Genomic DNA, 24,675 nt, shown 5'->3' with positions numbered 1-24,675 from the left:
TCAGTCCTTCGTTCCGGCGGGGATCGCCTCGGCCGTCTCCCGCCCGGCGGGGACCGGCTCGGCGTTGGAGCGGCGCAGCGGCACCTCGCGGATGAGGACCACCGCGACGAGGGCGAGCAGCCCGAACGGGGCGGCGGCCAGGAAGATGTCACCCGCGGCGTGCCCGTACGCGGCCTCGACCACTGTGCGGATCGGGCCGGGGAGCGTGTGCACGTCCGGCAGACCGCCGCCGCCCGGCCCGGAGGCCGGGATGCCGAGGCGGCTCAGGCCGTCGGCCATGTAGCCGGTGACCCGGTGGCCGAGCACCGCGCCGAGCGCGCTCACGCCGATCGCGCCGCCGAGGCTGCGGAAGAACGCCACCACCGAGCTGGCCGCGCCGAGCTCGTCCGGGCGGACCGTGTTCTGCACGGCCAGCACCAGGTTCTGCATGGACATGCCGACGCCGAGGCCGATCAGCGCCATGAAGACGGCGAGGCGCCAGTACGGGGTGTCGGCGCGCATGGTGCCCATCAGCGCGAAGCCGGCGGTGAGCAGCACCGAGCCGATGACCAGCCAGCTCTTCCAGCGGCCGGTGCTGGTGATGATCCGGCCGACCACTGTCGAGGAGACCAGCAGGCCGCCGATCATGGGCAGCGTCATCAGGCCGGACATGGTCGGGCTGGCGCCGCGGCTGATCTGGAAGTACTGCCCGAGGAACACCGAGGCGCCGAACATGCCGACGCCGACCGCGATGCTGGCGATCACGGCGAGCGTGATGGTGCGGTTGCGGAACAGGTGCGGCGGGATCATCGGGTCGGCGGCACGCTTCTCGACCCGGGCCGCGAGCGCGCCGAGCAGCGCCGCGCCGGCCACCATCACACCGCTCTGCCAGGAGATCCAGTCGTACCGGTCACCGGCCAGGGTGATCCAGACCAGCAGCAGCGAGACGGCGGCGGTGATGAGCGTGGCGCCCCACCAGTCGATCTTCACCTCGCGCTTGACCACTGGTAGCCGCAGCGTCCGCTGGAGCACGATCAGGGCGAGCACGGCGAACGGCACGCCGACGTAGAAGCACCAGCGCCAGCCGAGCCAGGAGGTGTCCACGATGACGCCGCCGATGAGCGGGCCGCCGATGGTGCCGACGGCCATGACCGCGCCGAGGTAGCCGCTGTACCGGCCGCGCTCGCGCGGCGCGATCATCGTCGCCATGATCACCTGGGCGAGGGCGGTGAGGCCGCCCGCGCCGACGCCCTGCACCACCCGGCAGGCGATCAGCTCGCCGGTGGTCTGGGCCTGCCCGGCGAGCACCGAGCCCAGCACGAAGACCACCAGGGAGAGCTGGACCAGCAGCTTCTTGCTGAACAGGTCGGAGAGCTTGCCCCAGATGGGCGTGGTCGCGGTGGTCGCCAGCAGCGTCGAGGTGACCACCCAGGTGTACGCGGACTGACCGCCGCGCAGGTCGGTGATGATCCGCGGCAGCGCGTTGGAGACGACCGTGGAGGAAAGGATCGCGACGAACATGCCCAGCAGCAGGCCGGAGAGCGCCTCCAGGATCTGCCGGTGGGACATGTCGACGGCGGTCGCCCGTGCGGGCGCAGTCGCCTGAGTCATCGTGGAGTGCCTCCGGAGCGGGGGAGAAAGGTTGCCTCGGGCAACCGTAGAAGCCGTTGCCTTGAGCAACAACTCGGGCCGGGCGCTGATTGTTCCCCCTGCCGGCGGGCTCAGAACGACTCGTTGAAGCGGTGCATCAGCCGGGCGAGGTCCGCCACGTCCTCTTTCGGCCAGCTTTCGAGCGAACGCCTTATCTGTCCGAGTCGCGCCGCCCGGGCCGCGTCGAACCGCCGGGTGCCCTCCTCGGTGAGGCTGAGCTGGGCCGCCCGCCGATCGGTCGGGTCCGGGTCGCGGCGGACCAGACCCAGCGCCTCCAGCCCGCCGATCTGGCGGCTCAGCGTGCCCTTGCCGATCCCCAGCTTCGCGGCCAGGTCGGTGAGCCGGATCGACCCGGAGCGGCGCAGCCAGAGCAGCAGGCCGTACGCGTTGGGCTCCAGGTTCGGGTGGACCTCGCGGGCGATCTCCCAGGACAGCGCCCGGCCGCGGCGCAGCAACGCGGTCAACTCGTGCTCCACGGCGCGCAGCGTCTCGTCCACGCTCAGAGGGTACTCAGTCCTCGTCGCTGAGTTGCTGTCGCGCCACCGGCCGCAGCTCGCCCTCGCTCGTCGTCCCCTCGATCACCACGGCGGCCCTGCGGCCCTGGTGCGTGAGCGTGGCCACCGCGTTCCCGAAGTAGGGCCCGGCCAGCTTCCGCCAGCGCACCGGCGGGCGGCGTACGCCGGCCGAGCGCGCCAGCGCCCGGGTCGCCCCGGCCGGGCCGGGATTCCAGCCCAGCGTCATCAGCGGGCGCATCGCGGCCGGCACCTGGTTGTGGATCGGCGAACACGTGAGCTGGTGCACGGGCGTACGGACGTTACGGTCGGCGAACCGGGCCCGGGCCACGTACGAGTGGTGCACGTCACCGGAGAGCACGCTGATCGACGCCGGTCGCGCGTACGCCGGCCCGGCGCCCACCCGTGCCCCGGTGCGCGGCGCGGTGCCGCTGCCCAGCCGCGCGAACAGCTCGCCCAGCGCCTCGAACGAGCGCCGGAACGCCCCCCAGTGCTCCAGGTCCAGTGCCCGGCGGATCTGCTCGGAGAGCCGGGCCACCCAGGGGCGGCCGGAGTCGGCCAGGCGCTCGTTCCACGCCTCGACGTGGTGGATGCCCGGCGGCAGCAGCCACGGCAGCGAGCTGCCCACCACCAGATGGTCGTAGGTGCCGTGCGCCTGATCGAGGAACCACGACCACTCGCCCGGCGGCAGCATCGCCCGGTTGCCCGGCAGGAGCACCCGGCTGGACCGGTTGTCCAGCATGACCAGGCGGGTGCGGCCCAGGTCCAGCGCGTAGCTCCACTGGTACTGCACGGCCCGCCAGCGCTCGGTGTCGTGCGCCAGGTCGGCCTCCTTGTCGACCCGCTCGCCGAACTCGTGCAGCACGCCGGTGGCGTCCTCGGCGGCGACCACCTTCGCGTACACCGGGTCGGCGGCGATCTCGTCCGGGCTGAGGTTGCCCAGGTGCTGGTAGACCCAGTAGGAGGCGAGGCCGCTGCGGATCCGCTCGGCCCACCACGGCTGCTCGCGCATGTCCGCGCGCCACGACTGCGAGGTGTTCCAGTCGTCGATCACCTCGTGGTCGTCGAAGATCATCACGCTCGGCACGGTGGAGAACAGCCAGCGGATCTCCGGGTCGCGCCACGACTCCAGGTAGAGCTTGGTGTACTCGTCGAAGCTCACCACCTGCGTCGCCGGGGCGTCCTTCGGCCGCCGCCGGCGCCGCTTGAGCAGCCGCCGCACGGTCGGCGAGGTCTCGTCCGCGTACACCTGGTCGCCGAGCAGCACCAGCAGGTCGGGCAGCACGGCCTCGTCGGGTGCGGCCATCACCCGGCGGGCGTACGCGTCCAGCGCATCAGGCGGCAGCTTCCGCGCGGTGGAGTGCTGGGTGGTCTCCCGGCAGGAGCCGAACAGCAGCCGCACCGGCTGGTCGGCGTCGTCGAGCGCGCGGGTGCGGATCACGCTGGGCGGGAACGACGAGTCGGGCAGCGGCCACGCCACCTCGTCGTCGATCAGCACCTCGTACGTCGTGGCGCTGTCCGGGGTGAGCCCGCTCACCACGACGATCGCGTAGTGGTGGTCGTAAGCGGAGAAGGTGGGTGCACTGCCGGTGGCGCCGTCCGCGGTGCGGACGGTGACCACGGCGGGCGAACTGGTCTCCACCCAGACGGTCGCCCGCGTGTCGACGACCCGGCGCAGCAACGGGCCGATGAGCAGGCGGGAACCGGGCACGACACACCTCCGACAAGATCGTTTCGGCTGTTCCCTACCCGGCCGGCGGTTGCGGTACGCCTTCCGGTGCGAGCGTACCCGCAGGTTGTTCGCGTGCCGAGGCGGTGAGTGGGACGCGGTCGTCGGCATCTGACAGGATTTCGGGCATGACGGAATACCTCCTCGTCGCTCTCGCCCTGCTCGGCGTGCTGATCATCGGCGGCCTGAGCCTCGTGGTGCCCCGGCTGCGCCGGCGCCCGCAGCCGCCGCTGCCGCGCACGGAGGTCGACACCCGGACGGAGGAGGACCTGGCCGGCCCGCCGGTCGAGGCCCCCGAGGCGGAACTCACCACCGGTGTGGTGGTGGAGGCGCCGCCGGCCCCTCCGGTCGAGGTGCCGCAGGTCGAGGTGCCGGAGCCGACCGCCGGCCGGCTGGTCCGGCTGCGCTCCCGGCTGTCCCGCTCGCAGAACGTCTTCGGCAAGGGCCTGCTCGGCCTGCTCAGCCGCGACCGGCTGGACGAGGACACCTGGGAGGAGATCGAGGACAGCCTGATCACCGCCGACGTCGGCATCGACGCCACCCGGGAGATCGTCGACCGGCTGCGCGAGCGGACCCGGGTGCTCGGCACCCGCACCGGGGAGGAGCTGCGGGCGCTGCTCGCCGCCGAGCTGGTGAACGCGCTCGACCCGGGCCTGGACCGCTCGCTGCGCACCGCGCCGAAGGAGGGCGTCCCGGCGGTGGTGCTCGTGGTCGGCGTCAACGGCGCCGGCAAGACCACCACCTGCGGCAAGATCGCCCGGGTGCTCGTCGCGGACGGCCGCAGCGTGCTGCTCGGCGCGGCCGACACGTTCCGGGCCGCCGCCGCCGACCAGCTGGAGACCTGGGGCGGCCGGGTGGGCGCCGAGACGGTCCGCGGGCCCGAGGCCGCCGACCCGGCCAGCGTCGCGTTCGACGCGGTCAAGCGCGGCATCGACACCGGCGTCGACACCGTGCTCATCGACACCGCCGGCCGGCTCCAGAACAAGATCGGCCTGATGGACGAGCTGGGCAAGGTCAAGCGGGTCGTGGAGAAGCACGGCCCGATCGACGAGACGCTGCTGATCCTCGACGCCACCACCGGCCAGAACGGGCTGGAGCAGGCACGGGTCTTCACCGAGGCGGTCAACGTCACCGGCGTGGTGCTGACCAAGCTCGACGGCACCGCCAAGGGCGGCATCGTGATCGCCGTGCAGCGCAAGCTCGGCATCCCGGTCAAGCTCGTCGGCCTCGGCGAGGGCAAGGACGACCTGGCCCCGTTCGACCCGGCACAGTTCGTCGACGCGTTGCTCGGCACCGAGCCGCTCGCCCGGGACGCGTAGCCTCTCCCGTGACGACTGACGATCGCGCCTACGCGGGGTGGCGCGACCCCAGCCACCCGTCGCCACGCCTCGGGAGACCGTACGTGACTTCGCAGGAGATCCCGCTGCACGGCGGGAACGTGAGCACCGTGGTCCGTGTGGGAGACACGGTCCGGCGCAACGCCGGCCCGTGGACGCCCTCCGTGCACGCGCTGCTGCGCCACCTGGAGTACGTCGGATTCACCGGCGCGCCCCGGGCGCTCGGCATGGACGAGCGCAACCGGGAGGTCCTGTCGTACCTGGAGGGGGAGTGCGGGGAGTACCCGCTCGCCCCGCACTGGGTCACCGACGAGGCCCTGGTCACGGTGGCCACCATGCTGCGGATGTTCCACGACGCGCAGTACGGCTTCACCCCGCCGCCCGGCGCGGTCTGGCGCTCGTTCGGGCCGCCCCCGCCGGACACCGAGGTCATCTGCCACCACGACGCCGCGCCGCACAACGTGATCTGGCGGCCGGACGGCACGCTCGGGCTGATCGACTTCGACCTCGCCTCACCCGGCGCCCGCATCTACGACGTGGCGTACGCCGCCTGGACCTGGGTGCCGATCTTCTCCGACCGGGACTCGATCACGCTCGGCTGGAAGCACCCGGACCGGCCGCGCCGGCTGCGGCTGTTCGCCGACGCGTACGGGCTGATCCCGCGCGACCGGCACCGGCTCATCCGGACCATCCGCAAGCGCATCGTCGACCACGTCGAGGGCATCCGGCGGATGGCCGCCGCCGGTGAGCCGGCGTTCGTCCGGATCGTCCACAAGGGCCACCTGCGTCGGCCTATGCGTGACCTGCGGCTGCTCGACTACGAGCGGCACCAGCTGGAGTACGCGCTGCGCTGAGTAAGATCGGCGTTCTTCACACGCCGGAAACAACCCGTCACGCGTCGGAAATCGCGCGGTGTCGCTGAAGGAAACAGCCGGCGACCAAGCTTCCGCGCAACCGGCTGACGGGCGATGCTGCCAGGTCTCAGTCGGAGGGAGGAATACGACAACGAGAGGAGGCAGCGTGGAGATCGACACCGGGAACACTGCCTGGTTGCTTGTCTCGACTGCCCTCGTGCTGCTCATGACCCCCGGTCTCGCGCTGTTCTACGGCGGCCTGAACCGGTCCAAGGGCGTTCTGAACATGATGATGATGAGCTTCTCGTCCATCGGGCTCGTCAGCATCCTGTGGCTTTTCTACGGCTTCACCGTCGCCTTCGGCGAGGGCGGCAGGTTCTGGGGTGACCTGGGCCAGTACCTGGGCACCAAGACCTTCGTCGGCGAGAACGACCTGTGGGGCGAGACCGGCATCCCGATCTACGTCTTCATCGCCTTCCAGATGATGTTCGCGATCATCACCGTGGCGCTGATCAGCGGCGCGCTGTCCGACCGGGTGAAGTTCGCCGGCTGGCTGCTGTTCGCGTTCGGCTGGGCCACCCTGGTCTACTTCCCGGTCGCCCACATGGTCTGGGGCGGCGGGCTGATCGGCGGCGACATCGGCGCGCTGGACTTCGCCGGTGGTACCGCTGTGCACATCAACGCCGGTGCGGCGGCGCTCGCGCTGGTGCTCGTGCTCGGCAAGCGGGTCGGCTGGCCGCGCGAGAGCATGAAGCCGCACAACGTCCCGATGGTCGCCCTCGGCGCCGCGCTGCTGTGGTTCGGCTGGTTCGGCTTCAACGCCGGTTCCGAGCTGACCGCCGACGGGGTCACCGCGCTGGCGTTCATCAACACCCAGGTCGCCACCGCCGCCGCGCTGCTCGGCTGGATCGTGGTGGAGTGGCTGCGCGACGGCAAGCCGACCCTGGTCGGCGCCTCGTCCGGCGCCATCGCCGGCCTGGTCGCGATCACCCCGGCCTGTGCGTTCATCACCCCGGCCGCAGCGGTGCTGCTGGGCGTGGTGGCCGGTGCGGTCTGCGCCCTCGCGGTCGGCCTGAAGTACCGGCTCGGCTACGACGACTCGCTCGACGTGGTGGGCGTGCACTTCGTCGGCGGCTGGATCGGCTGCCTCTGGATCGGCCTGTTCGGCACCGCCTCGGTCAGCTCGCTGGTGGAGACCGACGGCCTGTTCGTCGGCGGCGACGCGTCGCTGCTCGGCAAGCAGGCGATCAGCGCGCTGATCGTCAGCGTCTACTCCTTCGTGGTCGCCTTCGCTCTGGGCTTCGTGATCGACAAGACGATCGGCCTGCGGGTCTCCGCCGAGGCCGAGGTCGACGGCATCGACATCGCCGAGCACGCGGAGAGCGGCTACGACCTGTCGCCCACCACGGGCAGCAGCGGTGGCGCGTTCGCGATGGCCGGGATCGGCGCCGGCAAGCCGGCCGCGGAGCCCGCTGTCGAGACCGACGAGTCCGCGCCGGTCAGCGAGAAGGTCGCCGGTTAACGTTCCTGGGATGGAGGGGTTGGACATGAAGCTGGTGACCGCGGTCATCAAGCCGTACCAGCTGGACGCGGTGAAGGAGGCTCTGCACGCGCTCGGCGTGGCCGGGCTGACCGTCAGCGAGGTCCAGGGCTACGGCCGGCAGAAGGGGCACACCGAGGTCTACCGGGGTGCCGAGTACACGGTCGAGTTCCTGCCCAAGATCCGGGTCGAGGTGCTCACCGACGAGATGGACGTCGACAAGATCGTGGACGCGATCGTCGGCGCCGCCCGGACCGGCAAGATCGGCGACGGCAAGGTCTGGGTGACCGGCGTCGAGGAGGTCGTCCGGGTGCGTACCGGCGAGCGCGGGCTCGACGCCCTCTGATCGCCGGACCCGCCGACGTGACCTCGTTGACCACGGCCGCCGCCCCCACCGGGGACGGCGCGCCCGTGGTCAACGAGGTCGCCGGCGTACCCGCAGGGATCGGCGCGGCGGCCCGGTCCGCGCGGGCCGACGCGCTCGACGCCTGGCTGTGCCGGGCCTTCCCGGACCGGGACGGGGTGGCGCTCGTCGCGGTGGGCGGGCTGGGCCGCCGCCAGTGCGCCCCCTACGGCGACCTCGACCTGGTGCTGCTGCACGCCGGGGTGCCCGGCATCGACGAGCTGGCCGCCTCGCTCTGGTATCCGATCTGGGACGCCGGACTGCGGCTGGACCACTCGGTGCGCACCGTCGCCGAGGCGCTGTCGGTGGCCCAGGACGACGTCAAGGTCGCCCTCGGCCTGCTCGACGCCCGGCACGTGGCGGGCGACCCGGCGCTCACCGACCAGCTCTCCCGTACCGCCACCGACCACTGGCGGCGGACCGCGATCCGCCAGCTCCCCGGCCTGCGCGAGATCACCTCCGCCCGCTGGGAGGCGCACGGCGAACTGGCGTTCCTGCTCGAAGGCGACCTCAAGGAGGCGTCCGGCGGGCTGCGCGACGTGGGCATCCTGCGCGCCATCGCCACCGCCGGGGTCACCGACGCGCTCCGCCCCGCCGTGCACGCGGCACACCGGCGGCTGCTGGACACCCGCGACGCGCTGCACCAGCAGGTGGGCCGCCGGGTCGACCGCCTGGTCGCCCAGGAACGCGACGGCGTGGCGCGCCTGCTCGGCGTCGAGGACGGCGACGCGCTGCTGCGGCTGGTGGCCGGCGACGCCCGCACGGTGAGCCACGCCCTCGACGACGCCTGGCGGGCCGCCGACCGGCTCCGCTCCGGCCGGCACCGCGCCGCGCCGGGCCGGCCGCTGCGCCGCCCGGTCGCCCGGGACGTGGTGGAGCAGGACGGCGAACTGGTGCTCGCCCGTACCGCCATCGGGGCCCGCCCCGACCCGAGCCTGTCGCTGCGCGTGGCCGCCGCTGCCGCCACCACCCGGCTGCCGATCGCGCGGGCCACCTGCGAGTGGCTGGCCGCGTACTGTCCGCCGCTGCCCGCGCCCTGGCCACCGGCGGCCCGCGCCGCGCTGATCACCCTGCTCGGCGCCGGTCCCGGCCTGGTGCCCGCCTGGGAGACCTGCGACAGGTACGGGCTGATCGACCGCTGGCTGCCCGAGTGGACCCGGATGCGCAGCCTGCCCCAGCACAACCCGGTGCACCGGTTCACGCTCGACCGGCACCTGGTGCAGACCGCGTACGAGGCAAGCCGGCACACCCGCGACGTGGAACGACCTGACCTGCTGCTGATCGGCGCGTTCCTGCACGACATCGGCAAAGGGCTGGACGGTGACCACTCGGTGGTCGGCGCGCCGCCGGCCGAGGCGGTCGCCACCCGGATCGGGCTGCCGCCGGCCGAGGCGGCGCTGATCGGCACGCTGGTCCGGCTGCACCTGCTGCTGCCCGACGTGGCCACCCGGCGCGACCTGTCCGATCCGAAGACCGTCGCCGGGGTCGCCGAGCGCGTCGGCGACACCGGCACGCTGGAACTGCTGCACGCCCTGGTCCGCGCAGACGCCGCCGCCACCGGCCCGGCGGCCTGGTCCGGCTGGAAGGGCCGGCTGATCGCCGAGCTGGTGAGCCGGGTGCGCACCACGCTGGACACCGGCGTGGTGCCCGCCCCGCCGGCCCCCGACCCGGCGCTCGTGGCCGGGCCGCTGCCTGTCGTACACCTGGGGGAGGACCGGGTGTCGGTGGCCGCCGCCGACCGGCGCGGACTGCTCGCGACTGTCGCCGGGTGCCTGGCGCTGCACCGCCTGGAGGTGATCTCCGCGGACGCCGCCACCGTCGACGGCCGCGCCCTGGTCGAGTGCCGGGTGCAGCCGCGTTACGGGCTGGCCCCGGACCCGATCGCGCTCAGCGCCGACCTGCGCCGCGCGGTCGGCGGCGACGTCTCGGTCATCCAGCGGCTGCGCGGCCGGGCCCTGGCCGCGCGCAGCCAGGGCGCCGCCCCACGGGTGGTCTGGCACCGGGAGGCGGCCACCGACGCGGTCCTGCTGGAGCTGCGGGCCGCCGACGCGGCCGGACTGCTGTACCGGGTCACCTGCGCGCTGGACGACGCGGGCGCCCAGGTGCGGGCGGCCCGGATCTCGACGCTGGGCGGCGACGTGGTGGACGCGTTCTACCTGGTCGGCGGCTGGCCGTCGGACGAGGAACGGGCCCGGATCGAGGCCGCCGTGCTGGCCGCCGTGTAGTGGAACGGGCCGCCGGGCCGGAGCGGGCGGATGAGCGGCGGGCTACCCTAACGGTGGGCTGGACCACCGGCCCGGCAGCATGTGCCCGCCGAAAACGACAAACGGGATGTTCGCGTGTTTGACACCTTGAGTGACCGCCTGTCCGGGATCTTCACCAAGCTCCGCGGCAAGGGCCGGCTCACCGACGCCGACATCGACGCCACCGCGCGCGAGATCCGGATGGCGTTGCTGGAGGCCGACGTCGCCCTGCCGGTGGTCAAGGGCTTCATCGCGAACGTCAAGGAGCGGGCGCGCGGCGCCGAGGTCTCCCAGGCGCTCAACCCGGCGCAGCAGATCGTCAAGATCGTCAACGAGGAGCTGATCAACATCCTCGGCGGCGAGGGGCGGCGGCTCCAGTTCGCCAAGCACCCGCCGACCGTGATCATGCTGGCCGGCCTTCAGGGTTCCGGCAAGACGACGCTCGCCGGCAAGCTGGCCCGCTGGCTCAAGAGCCAGGGCCACCAGCCGCTGCTCGTCGCCGCCGACCTCCAGCGTCCCAACGCCGTCGGGCAGCTCCAGGTGCTCGGTGGCCGGGCCGGCGTCGAGGTGTACGCCCCGGCGCCCGGCAACGGCGTCGGCGACCCGGTGCAGGTGGCCCGCGACTCGATCGAGCACGCCCGCCGCGCCGCCCGGGACATCGTCATCGTCGACACCGCCGGCCGCCTCGGTATCGACACCGAGATGATGCAGCAGGCCGCGAACATCCGCGACGCGGTCCAGCCCGACGAGGTCATCTTCGTCATCGACGCCATGGTCGGCCAGGACGCGGTGCGCACCGCCGAGGCGTTCCGCGACGGCGTCGGCATCACCGGCGTGGTGCTGTCCAAGCTCGACGGCGACGCCCGCGGTGGCGCCGCGCTCTCCGTCCGCGAGGTGACCGGCCAGCCGATCCTGTTCGCCTCCACCGGCGAGAAGCTGGAGGACTTCGACGTCTTCCACCCGGACCGGATGGCCAGCCGGATCCTCGGCATGGGCGACGTCCTCACTCTGATCGAGCAGGCCGAGGCGGCCTTCGACACCGATCAGAAGGAGAAGATGACCGCCAAGCTGATGGGCGGGGAGACCTTCACGCTGGAGGACTTCCTCGATCAGCTCATCGCGGTCCGGCGGATGGGCCCGATCGCCAACGTGCTGGCCATGATGCCCGGCATGGGGCAGATGAAGGACCAGCTCGCCGAGTTGGACGACAAGCACTTCGACCGGGTCACCGCGATCATCCGGTCGATGACCCCGGCCGAGCGCACCACCCCGAAGATCATCAACGGCTCCCGCCGGGCCCGTATCGCCAGCGGTTCCGGCGTCACCGTCATGGACGTCAACCAGCTGCTCAACCGCTTCGCCGACGCGCAGAAGATGATGAAGCAGATGGGCGGCATGATGGGCCTGCCCGGCGGTGGCCGGCGCAAGGCGACCAAGTCGCCGAAGAACAAGCGCAAGGGCACGAAGGGCGGCGGGCGGCCGCGTACCGGCGCCGGCATGCCGGGCGGCTTCCCGGGCGGGATGCCGCAGCTCCCGCCGGGCCTGGACCCGGGTGACCTGGCCGGTGGGCAGGGCCTGCCGCCGGGCTTCAAGCTGCCGAAGATCGACTTCAACAAGCTCGGCAAGGGCGGCGACAAGGGCCCCCGCTAGCGTGTCGGTGACGGTGGGCGACGTCGCTCTCTCTTAGGGTGATGTCGCCCCCTGGAAGGAGATGTCAATGACCGCGGCCCCGATCCTGCCGGAGCGGCACGAGTGGACGGTCGACGACCTGGGCGAACTGCCCAAGGACCTTCCGTACGAACTGATCAACGGAAGGTTGATCGTGCCGTCACCCACCGCCCTGCACCAGGAGATCTGCGTCGAGTTGCTGCTCGCGCTGCGCGTCAACTGCCCGCCGGAGTTCCTGGTGAGCATCGACCTGTCCATGCGCGTGGACCGCCGCAACGAGCCGCGCCCCGATGTGGTGGTGATCCGGCGCAAGCACGCCGGCCGGTCGCCCGTCCCGGTCGAGGACGCGTTGCTCGCCGTCGAGGTCGTCTCGCCGACGTCGCACTTCCGCGATTTGTACGACAAGGCGAAGGTCTACTCCCGCTCCGGGGTCCGCTCCTACTGGGTGGTGGATCCGCAGCACGAGCGGATCGCACTCACCGAGTACACGCTCGACGGCGCCGCCCGCGAGTACGAGCAACTGGCCCACACCGAGGACCTGTTCGTCACCGAGCGGCCGTGGAAGGTCTCGGTCGATCTGCCGGCGCTGACCGCGCGCCGTAACGACCTGCTCGCCGTCGAGGAGGACTGATCGGGTAGGACTGTGCACATGGCTCTGCACGTGCGCGGTGTGTTCCTTCCCGACGACGAGGTCCGGGACGTCTGGCTGGTCGGCGACCGGGTCACCTTCGAACCGGTGCCCGGCGCCGAGACGGTGGCCGACGGCGGCTTCGTGCTGCCCGGCCTGACCGACGCGCACTGCCACATCGGCATCGCCCGCGGCGGCAGCCCGATCACCTCTCTCGACCAGGCGCGGGAACTGGCCCGGATCGACCGGGACGCCGGTGTGCTGGCGATCCGGGACGCCGGGTCGCCGTACCCGTACCCCGAACTGGAGGACGAGCCGGACCTGCCGCGGCTGGCCCGCGCGGGCCGGCACGTCGCACCGCCCAAGCGCTACCTGCGCGACATCGGCGTGGAGGTCGGCGCGGCGGAGGTCGCCGCGACGGTGGCCGCGCAGGCCGCGGCCGGCAACGGCTGGGTCAAGCTGGTCGGCGACTGGATCGACAGGGGCGTCGGCGACCTGGCGCCGGCCTGGGACGCCGACACCATGACCGCGGCGGTCGCCGCCGCGCACGCCGCCGGGGTACGCGCCGCGGTGCACACGTTCTCCGAGTCGGCCGTGGAGATCATGGTGCGGGCCGGTGTCGACTCGGTGGAGCACGGCACCGGGCTGAGCCTCGACCTGATCGACCTGATGGCCCGGCAGGGCACCGCGCTGGTCCCCACGATGATCAACATCCGGACGTTCGGCCACATCGCCGAGCAGGCCCGCCCCAAGTTCCCCGGGTACGCCGACCACATGCTCGCCCTGCGCGACCGCTTCCCCGAGGTGGTGCGCGCCGCGCACGAGGCGGGCGTGCCGATCTACGTCGGCACCGACGCGGGCGGCGGCATCGACCACGGCCTGGCGGCCGAGGAGATGCTGCTGCTGCACGAGCAGGCCGGCATGTCGGCCACGGACGTGCTCGCCGCCGCCTCCTGGCGGGCCCGGGAGTGGCTCGGCTTCCCCGGGCTCGTCGAGGGCGGCCTCGCCGACCTGGTGGTCTACCCCGAGGACCCGCGCCGCGACCTGCGTGTGGTCCGGACGCCCAGCCGGATCGTGCTGCGCGGCCGGGTCGTCCGCTGACCGGCCGACGGCGACGGGTCTAGCGGGCGGTCGCCGCCATCAGGAACAGGCGCACCGCCAGGTCGGCCAGCCGGTCGGCGGTCTCGTCGACCGGGCCCCCGGGCAGCACGATGTGGCTCACCACCAGACGTACGACGCTGTCCGCGGCGAACGCGAGGGCCGCCGGATCGGCGTCCGGCAGGCGCTCGCCGGTCCACTCCAGCAGCGCCGCCGCGGCCTCGGCGAGCACCAGCTCGGACCGGGTGGTCAGGTACGGCAGAAGCTCCTCCGAGCCGCCCCGGGTACTGGTCAGCACCGCCCGGACCAGCGGGTTCTCGGCGGCCGAGGCGAGCGTGCGGTGGATCGCCGCGTACGCTGCCGCGCGGACGTCGGAGTCGTGCTCGTCGAGCGCCGACCGGACCTGGCCGACGAACCGGTCCACCTCGTGCCGGGCCAGCGCCTCGCCCAGGCCCGCCTTGGTGCCGAACTCGTTGTAGACCGTCTGCCGGCTCACCCCTGCGGCGCTGGCGACGGCACCCATCCGGACCCCGGCCCAGCCGGTCGTGACGGTCAGCGAACGGGCGGCGTCGACGATCGTCTCGCGCACCGGAGTGACGTTCCTCGGCTTAGACATGGTGATCGAAGTCTACGGGCGCTGCTCAGCGCACCTCGAGGTCGTACTCCGCCTCGGCCCGGAACCGCCCGCCGTCGTGGCCGGCGAAGGTCAGGTGGTGCGTCCCCGGCGCCGGGGTGGTGGAGAGCATGACGGCAGACGGTAGTGCGGGCGCGCCCGGCTGCGCCCACCCGTGACGGGACGCATAGGATGCGTGGTCATGGCACGCGTGCTCACTCCCCGTGCGGAGGACTTTCCCCGCTGGTACCAGGACCTGATCGCCAAGGCGAAGCTGGCCGACAACGGCCCGGTCCGGGGGACCATGGTGATCCGACCGGCCGGCTACGCCATCTGGGAGCGGATGCAGGCCGAGATGGACGCCCGGATCAAGGCGGCCGGCGCGGAGAACGCGTACTTCCCGCTGTTCATCCCGGAGAGCTACCTCAAGCGGGAGGCCGAGCACGTCGAGGGCTTCTCGCCGGAGCTGGCAGTCGTCACGCACGGTGGCGGCAAGCAGCTCGCCGAGCCGGTGGTGGTGCGCCCCACGAGCGAGACGGTCATCGGCGAGTTCATGGCCAAGTGGATCGACTCGTACCGTGACCTGCCGCTGCTGCTCAACCAGTGGGCGAACGTGGTCCGGTGGGAGCTGCGCCCGCGGATCTTCCTGCGTACCAGCGAGTTCCTCTGGCAGGAGGGGCACACCGCGCACGCGACCCGTGAGGACGCCCGCGCCTACGCGCGGCGAATCCTGCACGAGGCGTACGAGGACCTGATGGTCAACGTGCTCGGCATCCCGGTGGTGGTCGGCCTGAAGACCGCCCGGGAGCGCTTCGCCGGCGCCACCGCCACGTACACGTGCGAAGGCATGATGGGCGACGGCAAGGCACTCCAGCTGGGCACCAGCCACGAGCTGGGCCAGAACTTCGCCAAGGCGTTCGACATCAGCTACTCCTCGGCCGAGGGCGGCCGGGAGCACGCGTGGACCACCTCCTGGGGCACCTCCACCCGGATGCTCGGCGGTCTGATCATGTGCCACGGCGACGACAACGGGCTGCGGGTGCCGCCGAAGCTGGCGCCGGTCCAGGCGTACGTGATGATCGTCAAGGACGGCGAGGGCGTGGCGGAGGCGGCGCGAAAGCTTCACGACGCGCTGCGTGACGCCGGGGTGCGGGTGGCGCTCGACGACCGGACCGACACCGCGTTCGGCCGCCGCGCCGTCGACGCCGAGCTGCGCGGCTACCCGGTACGCGTCGAGGTAGGCCCGCGTGACCTGGCCGCCGGCAACGCGGTGGTGGTCCGGCGTACGGACGGCTCGAAGGCCCCGACGCCGGTGGCCGACGTGGTCGGCGCGGTCCTGGCCGCGCTGGAGGCCGACCAGCAGGCGCTGCACGACCAGGCGCTGGAGTTCCGCCGGTCCCGCACCGTCGAGGTGTCGACGCTGGCCGAGGCGATCGAGGCGTCCGCCACCGGCTGGGCGCGGGTGCCGTGGTCGGCGGTCGGCGTCGAGGGCGAGGCCGAGGCGAACGCTCAGGGCGTGACGGTCCGCTGCCTGGTACGCGCCGACGGCTCGGTGCCGGACTCGGAGGACGAGCCCGACCTGGTGGCGATCCTCGCCCGCGCCTACTGAGGGTGTAAGGAAGGGCCCCTTCTTAACGCATTCCGCAGAGGAGGGGCCCCTTGTTAACAGGACGGCGGGGGTGAGCGTGCGGTTCGAGCCGGGGCGGCTGATCATGCACCGGAACGTGCGCAACGGCCGGATCGGCTGGGTCCGGTCGGCCCGGGTGGTCTCCGACGACGAGCGCGGCCTGGTGCTCTGGGTGGCGCGCGAGGCGCCCGTCGCGCACGAGGTGAACGCCGCCGGCCTGGGCATGCGGGCGGTGCCGTTCGCCGAGTGGGTGACGTCGTCCTACCGGCTCGCGCAGGGGCTGTGGAACGGCCCGCCGGTGCTGAAGTTCCTGCCCACCGGCGCGGCCCACTCGGTCTGGTGGTTCCGCGACGCCGCCGGCCGCTTCCAGAACTGGTACGTGAACCTGGAGGAGCCCGGCGTCCGCTGGGACGACGGCACGGTGGCCGGGGTCGACATGGTCGACCAGGATCTCGACGTCGTGGTCCACCCGGACCTGAGCTGGGAGTGGAAGGACGAGGACGAGTTCGCCGAGCGGCTGGCGTTCCCGGAGCACTACTGGGTGGCCGACGAGAAGGCGGTACGCGCCGAGGGCGAGCGGGTGATCCGGATCGCCGAGGCGGGGGAGTTTCCGTTCGACGGCACCTGGTGCGACTTCACCCCACCCGTGGGATGGGACGTACCGGACGAACTTCCGCCGGGGTGGGACCGCCCGCCGGTGCGCTGAACGAGTGTCCTCGGTCACGGCCCGGGCCGCCCCGGGCGTGGTGTCCGGGTCCGGTGTGAGAGTTCCGGTTCGGATCTGGCAGAATGGTTCGCTGGTATCCGGCACGCGTCCGGCGCCCTCTAACCCGGGCGCGTCGCCAGTTCACCGAGCAGTCTCCGGCCCAAACCCCACTGTGCCGGTCGGCGCTCACCCGCCACACCGCCCGTACGGGCCGGTGAGATCGCAACAGGAGCGAAACAACTGTGGCCGTAAAGATCCGGCTCCTGCGGATGGGCAAGATCCGCAACCCGCAGTACCGCATCGTCATCGCCGACTCGCGCACCAAGCGTGACGGTCGTGCGATCGAGTTCGTCGGTGTGTACCAGCCGAAGGAAGACCCTTCGGTGATCGAGGTCAAGTCGGAGCGGGTCCAGTACTGGCTCTCGGTCGGCGCCCAGCCGAGCGAGGCCGTGCAGCGCCTGCTGGAGCTGACCGGTGACTGGCAGAAGTTCAAGGGCCTGCCGGCCCCGCCGCCGCTGAAGGTCGCCCCCGAGCGGGCCGACCGCAAGGCGGCGTACGAGGCCGAGGCGAAGGCCGCCGCCGGCGTGGCCGACACCCCGGCGAAGCCGGCCAAGAAGGCCGCCGCCAAGGCGGAGGAGCCGAAGGCCGAGGCCAAGGCCGAGGAGCAGACCGGTGCCGAGTCCGGCGAGCAGGCCTGACATGCCGCTGCGTCCCGCTCTGGAGCACCTGGTCAAGGGCATCGTCGACCACCCGGACGACGTCCGGGTGCGCATGGTCGACTCCCGTCGGGGCAAGCGCCTCGAAGTCCGCGTGCACCCCGAGGACCTCGGCACGGTGATCGGGCGGTCCGGCCGGACCGCCAAGGCGCTGCGCCAGGTGATCGGCTCCATCGGCGGGCGTGGGGTACGCGTCGACATCGTCGACTCGTACTGATGCTTCTCGTCGTCGGCCGGATCGGTAAGCCGCACGGCATCCGCGGTGAGGTCACCGTGGAGGTGCGTACCGACGAGCCCGAAGCACGGTTCGCCCCCGGTTCGGTGTTGACCACCGAGCCGGGGGTCACCCCGTCGGAGCCCGGCGCCTGGCGGGTGCCCCCGACGCTCACCGTCGAGTCGGCCCGCTGGCATCAGGGCCGTCTGCTCGTCGCCTTCGAGGGCGTGCTGGAGCGCGACGTCGCCGAGGCGCTGCGCAACACGCTGCTCGGGGTGGACAGCGCCGACGTCGCCCCGCCGGAGGACCCGGAGGAGTTCCACGACCACCAGCTGGTCGGGCTCACAGTGGTCACCCGCGACGGCGAGCACGTGGGCGAGGTGGCCCGCATCGACCACGCGCCCGCGTCCGACATGCTGGTGCTGCGGCGCCCCGAGGGGCGTACCGCGCTGGTCCCGTTCGTCAAGGCGATCGTGCCCGAGGTGGATCTGGCCGGCGGTCGCGTCGTCGTCGACCTGCCCGGCGGCCTGCTCGACCTCTAGCTGGAGCCCACCGCATGCGCGTCGACATCGTGTCGATCTTCCCCGAGTACTTCGCCCCGCTGGACCTCTCGCTCATCGGCAAGGCCCGCGCGAACGGCACGCTGCGGCTGGCCGTACACGATCTGCGGACCTGGACCCGCGACGTGCACCGCACCGTCGACGACACGCCCTACGGCGGCGGTCCGGGCATGGTCATGCGTCCGGAGCCGTGGGGTGAGGCGCTGGACGCGCTGGCGCCGGGCGAGCTGAGCCCGGACGGGCACACGCTGCCCCGGCTGCTCGTGCCGTCGCCCGCGGGCGTCCCGTTCACCCAGGCCCTGGCGCACGAGCTGGCCGCCGAGTCGCACCTGCTGTTCGCCTGCGGCCGGTACGAGGGCATCGACCAGCGGGTGCTGGACCACGCCGCGACCCGGATGCCGGTGACCGAGGTCTCCCTCGGCGACTACGTGCTGTTCGGCGGCGAGGTGGCCGTGCTGGTGATCCTGGAGGCGGTCACCCGGCTGCTGCCCGGCGTGCTCGGCAACGCCGGGTCGCTGGACGAGGAGTCGCACGCGCACGGGCTGCTGGAGGCCCCGCTCTACACCAAGCCGGCGAGCTGGCGCGGGCTGGACGTGCCCGAGGTGCTGCGCTCCGGCGACCACGCCCGGATCGACCGCTGGCGGCGGGACGAGTCGCTGCTGCGGACGGCGGCCCGGCGCCCCGACATGATCGGCGCGCTGGCACCGGAGACGCTCGACAAGCGGGACCGGGCGACGCTGGACCGGGGCGGATTTTCCCCGCCACCGGGGCATGTGGCAAAGTAGAGGGGTTGCCGCATCCGTCCACGCCGTGGGCGGTTGCGAGGACCCTCGACCGGGGCCGGTCTCGCCGGTCACCACCCGGGGGTCAGAATCACCCATCCGCGCATCGACTGACGATGCGCCGTGAGCCTCACGAGGACGCAGCGATGAACATCCTGGACGCCCTTGACGCCCAGTCGAAGCGTACCGACCTGCCCGACTTCCGTGCCGGTGACACCGTCAAGGTGCACGCGCGGGTCGTCGAGGGCAACCGCTCCCGGGTCCAGATCTTCCAGGGCGTCGTCATCCGCCGCCAGGGTGACGGTCTGCGCGAGACCTTCTCGGTCCGCAAGGTCAGCTTCGGCGTCGGCGTGGAGCGGACCTACCCGCTCAACGGCCCGGGCATCGACCGGATCGAGGTCGTGACCCGCGGTGACGTGCGTCGCGCCAAGCTCTACTACCTGCGTGAGCTGCGCGGCAAGAAGGCCAAGATCAAGGAGCTGCGGGAGAAGCAGCCGGCGAACTGATCCACGTTCGCCACGCCGCCCGGCCTGCGCGGATGTCGTATCGACCAGACCGCATTACCCTGGTCGGTACGGGCGCAGCCGGACGGTGCGAAACGGTCCACTACCGCCCGTGGGGTCTCCGAGGGGACTCCCGGGCGGTAGTGTCGTTTCCGCGGACCGGAGAGTGGCATGGTGCAGATGGTTGACGAGGACGGCGCCGTCGATCCCTGGCGCCGGCGGGCCCGCCGTGGCCGCCGTCAGATGCCGCTCTGGCAGGAGCTGCCGCTGCTGCTGATCGTGGCGTTCTGCCTCGCGGTGCTGATCCGTACGTTCCTGCTCCAGGCGTTCTTCATCCCCTCCGGGTCGATGGAGAACACGCTGCTCGTCGGTGACCGGGTGCTCGTCAACAAGGTCGTCTACGACGTACGCGACCCGGTCCGCGGCGAGGTGGTGGTGTTCCGGGGCACCGACCGCTGGGTCGCCCAGGAGGCGCCCGCGCCGCCGGCCAACTTCGCCGGCCGGGTCGGCCGTACGCTCGGTGACCTGGTGGGCGTCAGCCGCCCCGGCGAGAAGGACTTCATCAAGCGCGTCATCGGCGTACCGGGCGACAAGGTCTGGTGCTGCGACGACGGCCGGGTGGTGGTCAACGGGGTGCCGCTGGACGAGACGGCGTACGTCTCCGAGGACTCCCCGGTCGAGCTGCCGCCCAATCCGAAGGAGTGCCGGTCCCGGCAGTTCACCGAGGTGGTGGTGCCGCCGGGGCAGATCTTCGTGATGGGTGACCACCGGCTCGTCTCGCAGGACGCCCGATGTCAGGGGCCGGTGCCGATCGAGAACGTGGTCGGCCGCGCCTTCATGATCGTATGGCCGTCGCAGCGGTGGACCGGTCTGCCCGTACCGGAGACGTTCGCGAGCGTGCCGCGCGCGGACGCCGCGGCGGCGCCCGGGCCGGTGCCGGTGGAACCCGACCCGGTCGGCGGCGTCGTCCTGATCCTCCCGCTCGCGGCGACGCTCACCGTTCTGGCGGGTTCGGGGCGACCGCTCCGTACCCGGCGACGTAGGCTCCTCCCGTGATCGACGAGCAGACCGAGAAGCCCCGCAGCTCCTTCTGGAAGGAGCTGCCCATCCTCCTGGGCGTGGCGATCCTGGTCGCGGTGCTGGTGCGTGCCTTCGTGCTGCAGACCTTCTTCATCCCGTCGCCGTCCATGGAGAACACCCTCAAGATCGACGATCGGGTGCTTGTCAACAAGCTGGTCTACGACTTCCGCTCGCCGCACCGGGGTGAGGTGATCGTCTTCAAGGCGCCCACCGAGTGGAGCGGCAACCCCGACGGTGAGGACTTCATCAAGCGGGTCATCGGCGTCGGCGGCGATCACGTGGTCTGCTGCGACCGCACGGGCGGCCAGGAGCGGCTGGTCATCAACGGCAAGCCGATCGACGAGCCGTTCATCTTCCCCGGCAACAAGCCCGCCGACCAGGACTTCGACATCACCGTGCCGAAGGGGCGCCTGTGGGTCATGGGTGACCACCGGGAGGCTTCCGGCGACTCGCTGGAGCACTGGCAGCAGTCGGGCGAGGACATCAACGTCGCCACCATCCCCGAGGGCGAGGTCGTCGGCCGGGCCTTCACCATCTTCTGGCCGGTCAGCCGTGCGACCTGGCTCAGCGTCCCCGAGCAGTTCGACGGGATCCCCAATCCCTGAGCCGGCCCGCGCCAGGCTCCGGCACGCCTGCCACGCCTCGACGGCGGGAGGGCGTGGTCGTTCGTCGCAGGCGTCTGGCAGGCTGGTGCGGTGACCGTCTACACCCCTCGTCGCGCGGCCCGGGTGCTGCTGGTCGACGCGTCCGACCGGGTGCTGCTCTTCGAGGGCAGTGATCCGGCCCGGCCGGGTCACCGCTACTGGTTCACCCCCGGCGGCGGGCTCGACCCGGGGGAGTCCCCGGCCGACGGCGCCGCCCGGGAGCTGGCCGAGGAGACCGGCCTGCGGCTGGCCCCGGCCGAACTGGGCGCGCCGGTCTGGTCGGAGACCGTCGAGTTCCCGTTCGACGGCGTGTGGTACCGCCAGGACCAGCAGTTCTACCTGGTCCGGGTGACGGGCTGGGACGTCGACACGACCGGCTTCAACGACGTCGAATGGGCGAGCGTGCACGGGCACCGCTGGTGGCCGGTCGCCGAGCTGGCCGCCACCGCCGAGCGCTACTACCCGCCGGACCTGCCCGGCCGGCTCGGCGCCGTGCTGGCCGGAGGCGGCGCATGCTGACCCCGCCGCGCACCGTGGTCCGCCGCGACGGCGGCCTCTACGCGCTGGAGCGCGCCCTGCAACGGCGTGGCTTCCGGCACGTGGCGGGCGCCGACGAGGCCGGCCGGGGCGCCTGCGCCGGGCCGCTGGTGGCCGCCGCCGCGATCCTGCCCGAGGGCCGGCGCGGCGAGATCGACGAGCTGGCCGACTCGAAGCTGCTCACCCCCGCCGCACGCGAGCGCGTCCACGACGAGGTGGTGGCGCGGGCCCTGGCGTACGCCGTGGTGGTCATCCCGGCCGAGGAGGTCGACGCCCGCGGGCTGCACGTGTGCAATCTCGCTGCGATGCGCCGGGCGCTCGCCTCGCTCACCACCCGCCCCGAGTACGTGCTGACCGACGGCTTCGGCGTCGACGGGCTGGACGTGCCGGGCCTGGCGGTCTGGAAGGGCGACCGGGTGGCCGCGTGTGTGGCGGCGGCGAGCGTGCTCGCGAAGGTCACCCGGGACCGGATCATGGTGGAACTGGACGGGCGGTTCCCCGGCTACGGCTTCGCCGAGCACAAGGGCTACATCACCGCCGAGCACAGCGCCGCCCTGCGCGCGCTCGGGCCCTGCCGGGAACACCGCTTCTCGTACGTGAACGTGGCCGCCGTCTCCGGACGGGACGGCCGGCCTCCCCGCGCCCGCCGCCCGGCGGGCGCCGACGCGGCGCGGCCCGAGCCCGCGGCCGGGCTGCCGGGTCTCGGGCCCGGAGCGTTCGCCGGCCGCCCGGACGAGCCGATGGGGCACTGCGGCGCGTCAGGGGGTACCGTCGGCGTGGCGTTGGGCGAGCAGCCGCGACCTCCGGCGTCGGTGGGGGAAGATGTGGTCATGGAAGGCGGAGTGCGATGAGCGCGGAAGATCTCGAGAAGTACGAGACCGAGATGGAGCTGCAGCTCTACCGGGAGTACCGGGACATCGTCCGCCAGTTCTCCTACGTGGTGGAGACCGAGCGCCGTTTCTACCTGGCCAACCAGGTCGACCTGCACGTGCGCAACTCCGACGGCGAGGTCTACTTCGAGGTCGAGATGCACGACGCCTGGGTGTGGGACATGTACCGGCCTGCCCGTTTCGTCAAGAATGTTCGAGTGATGACGTTCAAGGACGTCAATGTGGAAGAGCTCGAAAAGCCCGACATCTCGCTTCCCGCAGATTCCGGATTCGGGAGCTGACCACGGGCGGCTGAACGCCCTCGGATCACTCCGCCGGCACGACCACCTCGACCCGCTGCACCAGGTTGTTCGCGAACCCGCCCCGGTTCCACGGCTGCTCGACCGGCTGGGTACGCCCCGACGCGTCGGTCGCCCGGGCGCCGAGCACGTACCGCCCCGGCGTCGCCGTCCAACTGACCGACCACCGGCGCCACGCCCACTCGCCCCCGGCCGGCTCGTCCAGGACCGCCGGTGTCCACGTCTCACCGCCGTCCACCGTCACCTCGACCGAGGTCACCGGCGCGTGGCCGGACCAGGCCCGGCCGTCCAGAGTGCACGGTCCGGGCCGCAGCACCCGGGTGCGGGACATGAAGTCCGGGAACCCGGGCGGACGCACCAGTGCACGCGGCTCGATCCGGGTCACCGGCACGCCCGGGTCGTCGGCGTCGCGCCGCAGCCGGTAGGCCACCGCGTTCTGGTAGCCGTCGAACGGCTCGGTCGTCACAGTGATGTCGCGCAGCCACTTCACGTGCGCCATGCCGTACCAGCCGGGCACGATCAGGCGCAGCGGCGCGCCGTGCTGCGGCAGCAGGGGAGCGCCGTTCATCTCGTACGCCAGCAGCACCTCCTCGCGCAGCGCGTCGGCCACCGGCAGCGCCCGCTGGTAGTCCTGCTCGACACCGCGATCCACCCCGTGGTCCGCGCCGGTGAACACCACGTCCACCGCGTCGCCGGACAGGCCGGCCTCGCGCAGCAGCGGCGCCAGCGGCGTACCGGTCCACTCGGCGTTGCCCACCGCCTCCACCAGCCACGGCTGGCTGACCGGCCGGGGATGCAGCAGCGCCCGGCCGTTGCCGGCGCACTCCAGCGTGACGCTGTGGGTCACCCGGGGCCGGTCGCGCAGCGCCGCCAGGTCCAAGCGAAGTGGACGCTCGACCGCGCCGGACACGCTCAGCGCGTACGCGGCCGGGTCGACGTCCGGGATGTCGTAGTGGATGAGCAGATAGTGCAGGCCCGCCGGGGTCACGTCGTACCGCAGCGCCTCCAGCGGGATGCCGTGGTTACGCGCGGCGAGCTGAAGCTCCTCGGCACTGATCGCCTCGTCCGGCCCGGCCACCCGGGAGGGCCGGCTGACGTCGTCCACAGTGGTCATGACTGCTCCGTCCGCTCCAGCACGTCGTAGCCCACGAACGTGAACATCCGCGCCCCCGCCGCCAGCGGGCGGGGCGTGCCGGTGAAGCGGTGCGCGCCGACGCCCACACCGTCGGCCGGGCTGTTCACCGCCACCGGCTCGAAGCCCTCCTCGGCGAACCACTCGCAGATGACCGGCACCAGGTCCGGCTCGCGCCGGTGCCGCGTCCACAGCACCGTGCCGCCTGTGGCGCAGAGCGAGGCGCAGTGCCGCACAGTGGCCCGGATGTCGTCGTCGGTGATGTTGCCGAAGATGCCGCAGGCCAGCACCAGATCCGCCGGGGCCAGGTCAGCGTAGCGGTCGGTCAGCGAGGCGTCCCCGGTCACCACCTCCACGCCGGTGAGCCCCGCGTCGGCGGCCGCCCGGCGGGCCAGGTCGGCGTTGCGTGGATCCAGTTCGACCAGGCGGGCGGTCACGTCGCCGCCCCGGGGATGGGCGGCCAGCACCGGGATCAGGTCGCGGCCCTGACCCGCGCAGAGGCTCAACGCGCGCAGCGGGCCGGGCGGCGCCGCGTCCAGCGCGTCGGCCACACGCTGCCGCACCTCGGCGAGTCGCCGGGCCAGTGCGGACTCGGGCTGGTCGTAGTCGCTGTGCCAGGCGTACCAGTCCTTCGTCACCCGGCCAGCATAGGCGTCCGGGCCGTAGCAGATCGGCCCCGATTTCGGCGCTCGTCCACAGTCGGAGCGTCGTCCACAGGGCCGGCGGGTGGG

The 24,675-nt window shown here is 72.5% G+C and carries 26 protein-coding genes; 20 read left to right on the top strand and 6 right to left on the bottom strand.

What is annotated here, in order from left to right:
* The 3 genes from FB455_RS10935 to FB455_RS10925 form a co-directional block, all read right to left on the bottom strand.
* Positions 1-1,590, bottom strand: a complete 1,590-nt coding sequence (locus FB455_RS10935; protein ID WP_145753192.1) for an MDR family MFS transporter — start codon at positions 1,588-1,590, stop codon at positions 1-3.
* A gap of 110 nt (positions 1,591-1,700) precedes the next feature.
* Positions 1,701-2,126: a MarR family winged helix-turn-helix transcriptional regulator gene (locus tag FB455_RS10930; RefSeq protein WP_013284573.1), complete on the bottom strand. Its 426-nt coding sequence runs from the start codon at positions 2,124-2,126 to the stop codon at positions 1,701-1,703.
* 13 nt (positions 2,127-2,139) lie between these two features.
* Positions 2,140-3,852 carry an alkaline phosphatase D family protein gene (locus FB455_RS10925; RefSeq protein ID WP_013284574.1) on the bottom strand — a complete coding sequence of 571 codons (1,713 nt, stop codon included), beginning with the start codon at positions 3,850-3,852 and terminating at the stop codon, positions 2,140-2,142.
* Between the two features lie 146 nt (positions 3,853-3,998).
* On the opposite strand from FB455_RS10925, the gene ftsY reads away from it, so the two are divergent.
* From ftsY to FB455_RS10885, 8 genes are all read left to right on the top strand, one after another.
* Positions 3,999-5,189, top strand: coding sequence for a signal recognition particle-docking protein FtsY (gene ftsY, locus FB455_RS10920; protein ID WP_013284575.1), 1,191 nt, complete (start codon positions 3,999-4,001; stop codon positions 5,187-5,189).
* Between the two features lie 8 nt (positions 5,190-5,197).
* Positions 5,198-6,061: a phosphotransferase gene (locus FB455_RS10915; RefSeq protein ID WP_174361701.1), complete on the top strand. Its 864-nt coding sequence runs from the start codon at positions 5,198-5,200 to the stop codon at positions 6,059-6,061.
* Between the two features lie 166 nt (positions 6,062-6,227).
* A complete protein-coding gene (locus FB455_RS10910) occupies positions 6,228-7,583 on the top strand; it encodes an ammonium transporter (protein WP_013284577.1) in 1,356 nt (451 codons plus the stop codon).
* A gap of 25 nt (positions 7,584-7,608) precedes the next feature.
* A complete protein-coding gene (locus FB455_RS10905) occupies positions 7,609-7,947 on the top strand; it encodes a P-II family nitrogen regulator (RefSeq protein WP_013284578.1) in 339 nt (112 codons plus the stop codon).
* 17 nt (positions 7,948-7,964) lie between these two features.
* Complete coding sequence (locus FB455_RS10900; protein ID WP_145753190.1) at positions 7,965-10,229, top strand: [protein-PII] uridylyltransferase; 2,265 nt, start codon at positions 7,965-7,967, stop codon at positions 10,227-10,229.
* A gap of 114 nt (positions 10,230-10,343) precedes the next feature.
* Positions 10,344-11,897: a signal recognition particle protein gene (gene ffh / locus FB455_RS10895; protein WP_013284580.1), complete on the top strand. Its 1,554-nt coding sequence runs from the start codon at positions 10,344-10,346 to the stop codon at positions 11,895-11,897.
* A 67-nt stretch (positions 11,898-11,964) separates the two neighbouring features.
* Positions 11,965-12,546 carry a Uma2 family endonuclease gene (locus FB455_RS10890; protein ID WP_013284581.1) on the top strand — a complete coding sequence of 194 codons (582 nt, stop codon included), beginning with the start codon at positions 11,965-11,967 and terminating at the stop codon, positions 12,544-12,546.
* 18 nt (positions 12,547-12,564) lie between these two features.
* On the top strand, positions 12,565-13,644 hold the full coding sequence (locus FB455_RS10885; RefSeq protein ID WP_013284582.1) for an amidohydrolase family protein: 1,080 nt from the start codon (positions 12,565-12,567) through the stop codon (positions 13,642-13,644).
* Positions 13,645-13,663: 19 nt separating this feature from the next.
* Here FB455_RS10885 and FB455_RS10880 read toward each other — a convergent pair whose 3' ends face one another.
* Positions 13,664-14,257 (bottom strand): TetR/AcrR family transcriptional regulator, encoded by a 594-nt coding sequence (locus tag FB455_RS10880; protein WP_013284583.1) that lies wholly within the window; start codon positions 14,255-14,257, stop codon positions 13,664-13,666.
* Between the two features lie 199 nt (positions 14,258-14,456).
* On the opposite strand from FB455_RS10880, the gene proS reads away from it, so the two are divergent.
* From proS to FB455_RS10820, 12 genes are all read left to right on the top strand, one after another.
* The gene (gene proS, locus FB455_RS10875; protein WP_013284585.1) at positions 14,457-15,863 is read left to right on the top strand and encodes a proline--tRNA ligase; all 1,407 of its coding nucleotides are present in this window, start codon (positions 14,457-14,459) and stop codon (positions 15,861-15,863) included.
* 76 nt (positions 15,864-15,939) lie between these two features.
* Positions 15,940-16,587, top strand: coding sequence for a ribonuclease FAU-1 family protein (locus tag FB455_RS10870; protein WP_145753353.1), 648 nt, complete (start codon positions 15,940-15,942; stop codon positions 16,585-16,587).
* 242 nt (positions 16,588-16,829) lie between these two features.
* Positions 16,830-17,285 (top strand): 30S ribosomal protein S16, encoded by a 456-nt coding sequence (gene rpsP / locus FB455_RS10865; protein ID WP_013284587.1) that lies wholly within the window; start codon positions 16,830-16,832, stop codon positions 17,283-17,285.
* A complete protein-coding gene (locus FB455_RS10860) occupies positions 17,260-17,520 on the top strand; it encodes an RNA-binding protein (RefSeq protein WP_026268109.1) in 261 nt (86 codons plus the stop codon). The genes rpsP and FB455_RS10860 overlap by 26 nt, the downstream gene beginning before the upstream one ends.
* Positions 17,520-18,059, top strand: a complete 540-nt coding sequence (gene rimM, locus FB455_RS10855) for a ribosome maturation factor RimM (protein WP_030269963.1) — start codon at positions 17,520-17,522, stop codon at positions 18,057-18,059. The genes FB455_RS10860 and rimM overlap by 1 nt, the downstream gene beginning before the upstream one ends.
* A gap of 14 nt (positions 18,060-18,073) precedes the next feature.
* Positions 18,074-18,862 (top strand): tRNA (guanosine(37)-N1)-methyltransferase TrmD, encoded by a 789-nt coding sequence (gene trmD, locus FB455_RS10850; protein WP_145753188.1) that lies wholly within the window; start codon positions 18,074-18,076, stop codon positions 18,860-18,862.
* Positions 18,863-19,005: 143 nt separating this feature from the next.
* Positions 19,006-19,365, top strand: a complete 360-nt coding sequence (gene rplS / locus FB455_RS10845) for a 50S ribosomal protein L19 (protein WP_013284591.1) — start codon at positions 19,006-19,008, stop codon at positions 19,363-19,365.
* Between the two features lie 168 nt (positions 19,366-19,533).
* Positions 19,534-20,418, top strand: a complete 885-nt coding sequence (lepB, locus tag FB455_RS10840) for a signal peptidase I (protein ID WP_145753186.1) — start codon at positions 19,534-19,536, stop codon at positions 20,416-20,418.
* Positions 20,415-21,047, top strand: a complete 633-nt coding sequence (gene lepB / locus FB455_RS10835; protein ID WP_114919649.1) for a signal peptidase I — start codon at positions 20,415-20,417, stop codon at positions 21,045-21,047. The genes lepB (FB455_RS10840) and lepB (FB455_RS10835) overlap by 4 nt, the downstream gene beginning before the upstream one ends.
* A gap of 90 nt (positions 21,048-21,137) precedes the next feature.
* On the top strand, positions 21,138-21,605 hold the full coding sequence (locus FB455_RS10830) for an NUDIX hydrolase (protein ID WP_145753184.1): 468 nt from the start codon (positions 21,138-21,140) through the stop codon (positions 21,603-21,605).
* Entirely contained in the window at positions 21,599-22,474 is an 876-nt protein-coding gene (locus tag FB455_RS10825) for a ribonuclease HII (RefSeq protein WP_047894129.1), read from the top strand. Before FB455_RS10830 ends, FB455_RS10825 begins: the two co-directional genes overlap by 7 nt.
* Complete coding sequence (locus tag FB455_RS10820) at positions 22,471-22,794, top strand: DUF2469 domain-containing protein (RefSeq protein WP_011905215.1); 324 nt, start codon at positions 22,471-22,473, stop codon at positions 22,792-22,794. The genes FB455_RS10825 and FB455_RS10820 overlap by 4 nt, the downstream gene beginning before the upstream one ends.
* Before the next feature lie 25 nt (positions 22,795-22,819).
* On the opposite strand, the gene FB455_RS10815 is transcribed toward FB455_RS10820, so the two are convergent.
* Positions 22,820-23,926 (bottom strand): sulfite oxidase, encoded by a 1,107-nt coding sequence (locus FB455_RS10815; RefSeq protein WP_145753182.1) that lies wholly within the window; start codon positions 23,924-23,926, stop codon positions 22,820-22,822.
* A complete protein-coding gene (locus FB455_RS10810; RefSeq protein WP_145753180.1) occupies positions 23,923-24,582 on the bottom strand; it encodes a methyltransferase domain-containing protein in 660 nt (219 codons plus the stop codon). The genes FB455_RS10815 and FB455_RS10810 overlap by 4 nt, the downstream gene beginning before the upstream one ends.
* Positions 24,583-24,675 lie beyond the last annotated feature (93 nt).

The organism is Micromonospora sp. CNZ296 (assembly GCF_007827635.1).
This window is presented reverse-complemented; position numbering and strand designations above follow the sequence as displayed.

Bases quoted from the DNA above. Each gene is read 5' to 3' on its own strand.
- FB455_RS10825 (WP_047894129.1), top strand. From the start codon at position 21,599: ATGCTGACCCCGCCGCGCACCGTGGTCCGCCGCGACGGCGGCCTCTAC.
- rplS (WP_013284591.1), top strand. From the start codon at position 19,006: ATGAACATCCTGGACGCCCTTGACGCCCAGTCGAAGCGTACCGACCTG.
- FB455_RS10935 (WP_145753192.1), bottom strand. From the start codon at position 1,590: ATGACTCAGGCGACTGCGCCCGCACGGGCGACCGCCGTCGACATGTCC.
- FB455_RS10815 (WP_145753182.1), bottom strand. From the start codon at position 23,926: ATGACCACTGTGGACGACGTCAGCCGGCCCTCCCGGGTGGCCGGGCCG.
- rimM (WP_030269963.1), top strand. From the start codon at position 17,520: ATGCTTCTCGTCGTCGGCCGGATCGGTAAGCCGCACGGCATCCGCGGT.
- FB455_RS10820 (WP_011905215.1), top strand. From the start codon at position 22,471: ATGAGCGCGGAAGATCTCGAGAAGTACGAGACCGAGATGGAGCTGCAG.
- FB455_RS10880 (WP_013284583.1), bottom strand. From the start codon at position 14,257: ATGTCTAAGCCGAGGAACGTCACTCCGGTGCGCGAGACGATCGTCGAC.
- FB455_RS10905 (WP_013284578.1), top strand. From the start codon at position 7,609: ATGAAGCTGGTGACCGCGGTCATCAAGCCGTACCAGCTGGACGCGGTG.
- ftsY (WP_013284575.1), top strand. From the start codon at position 3,999: ATGACGGAATACCTCCTCGTCGCTCTCGCCCTGCTCGGCGTGCTGATC.
- FB455_RS10890 (WP_013284581.1), top strand. From the start codon at position 11,965: ATGACCGCGGCCCCGATCCTGCCGGAGCGGCACGAGTGGACGGTCGAC.
- trmD (WP_145753188.1), top strand. From the start codon at position 18,074: ATGCGCGTCGACATCGTGTCGATCTTCCCCGAGTACTTCGCCCCGCTG.
- proS (WP_013284585.1), top strand. From the start codon at position 14,457: ATGGCACGCGTGCTCACTCCCCGTGCGGAGGACTTTCCCCGCTGGTAC.
- lepB (WP_145753186.1), top strand. From the start codon at position 19,534: ATGGTGCAGATGGTTGACGAGGACGGCGCCGTCGATCCCTGGCGCCGG.
- FB455_RS10885 (WP_013284582.1), top strand. From the start codon at position 12,565: ATGGCTCTGCACGTGCGCGGTGTGTTCCTTCCCGACGACGAGGTCCGG.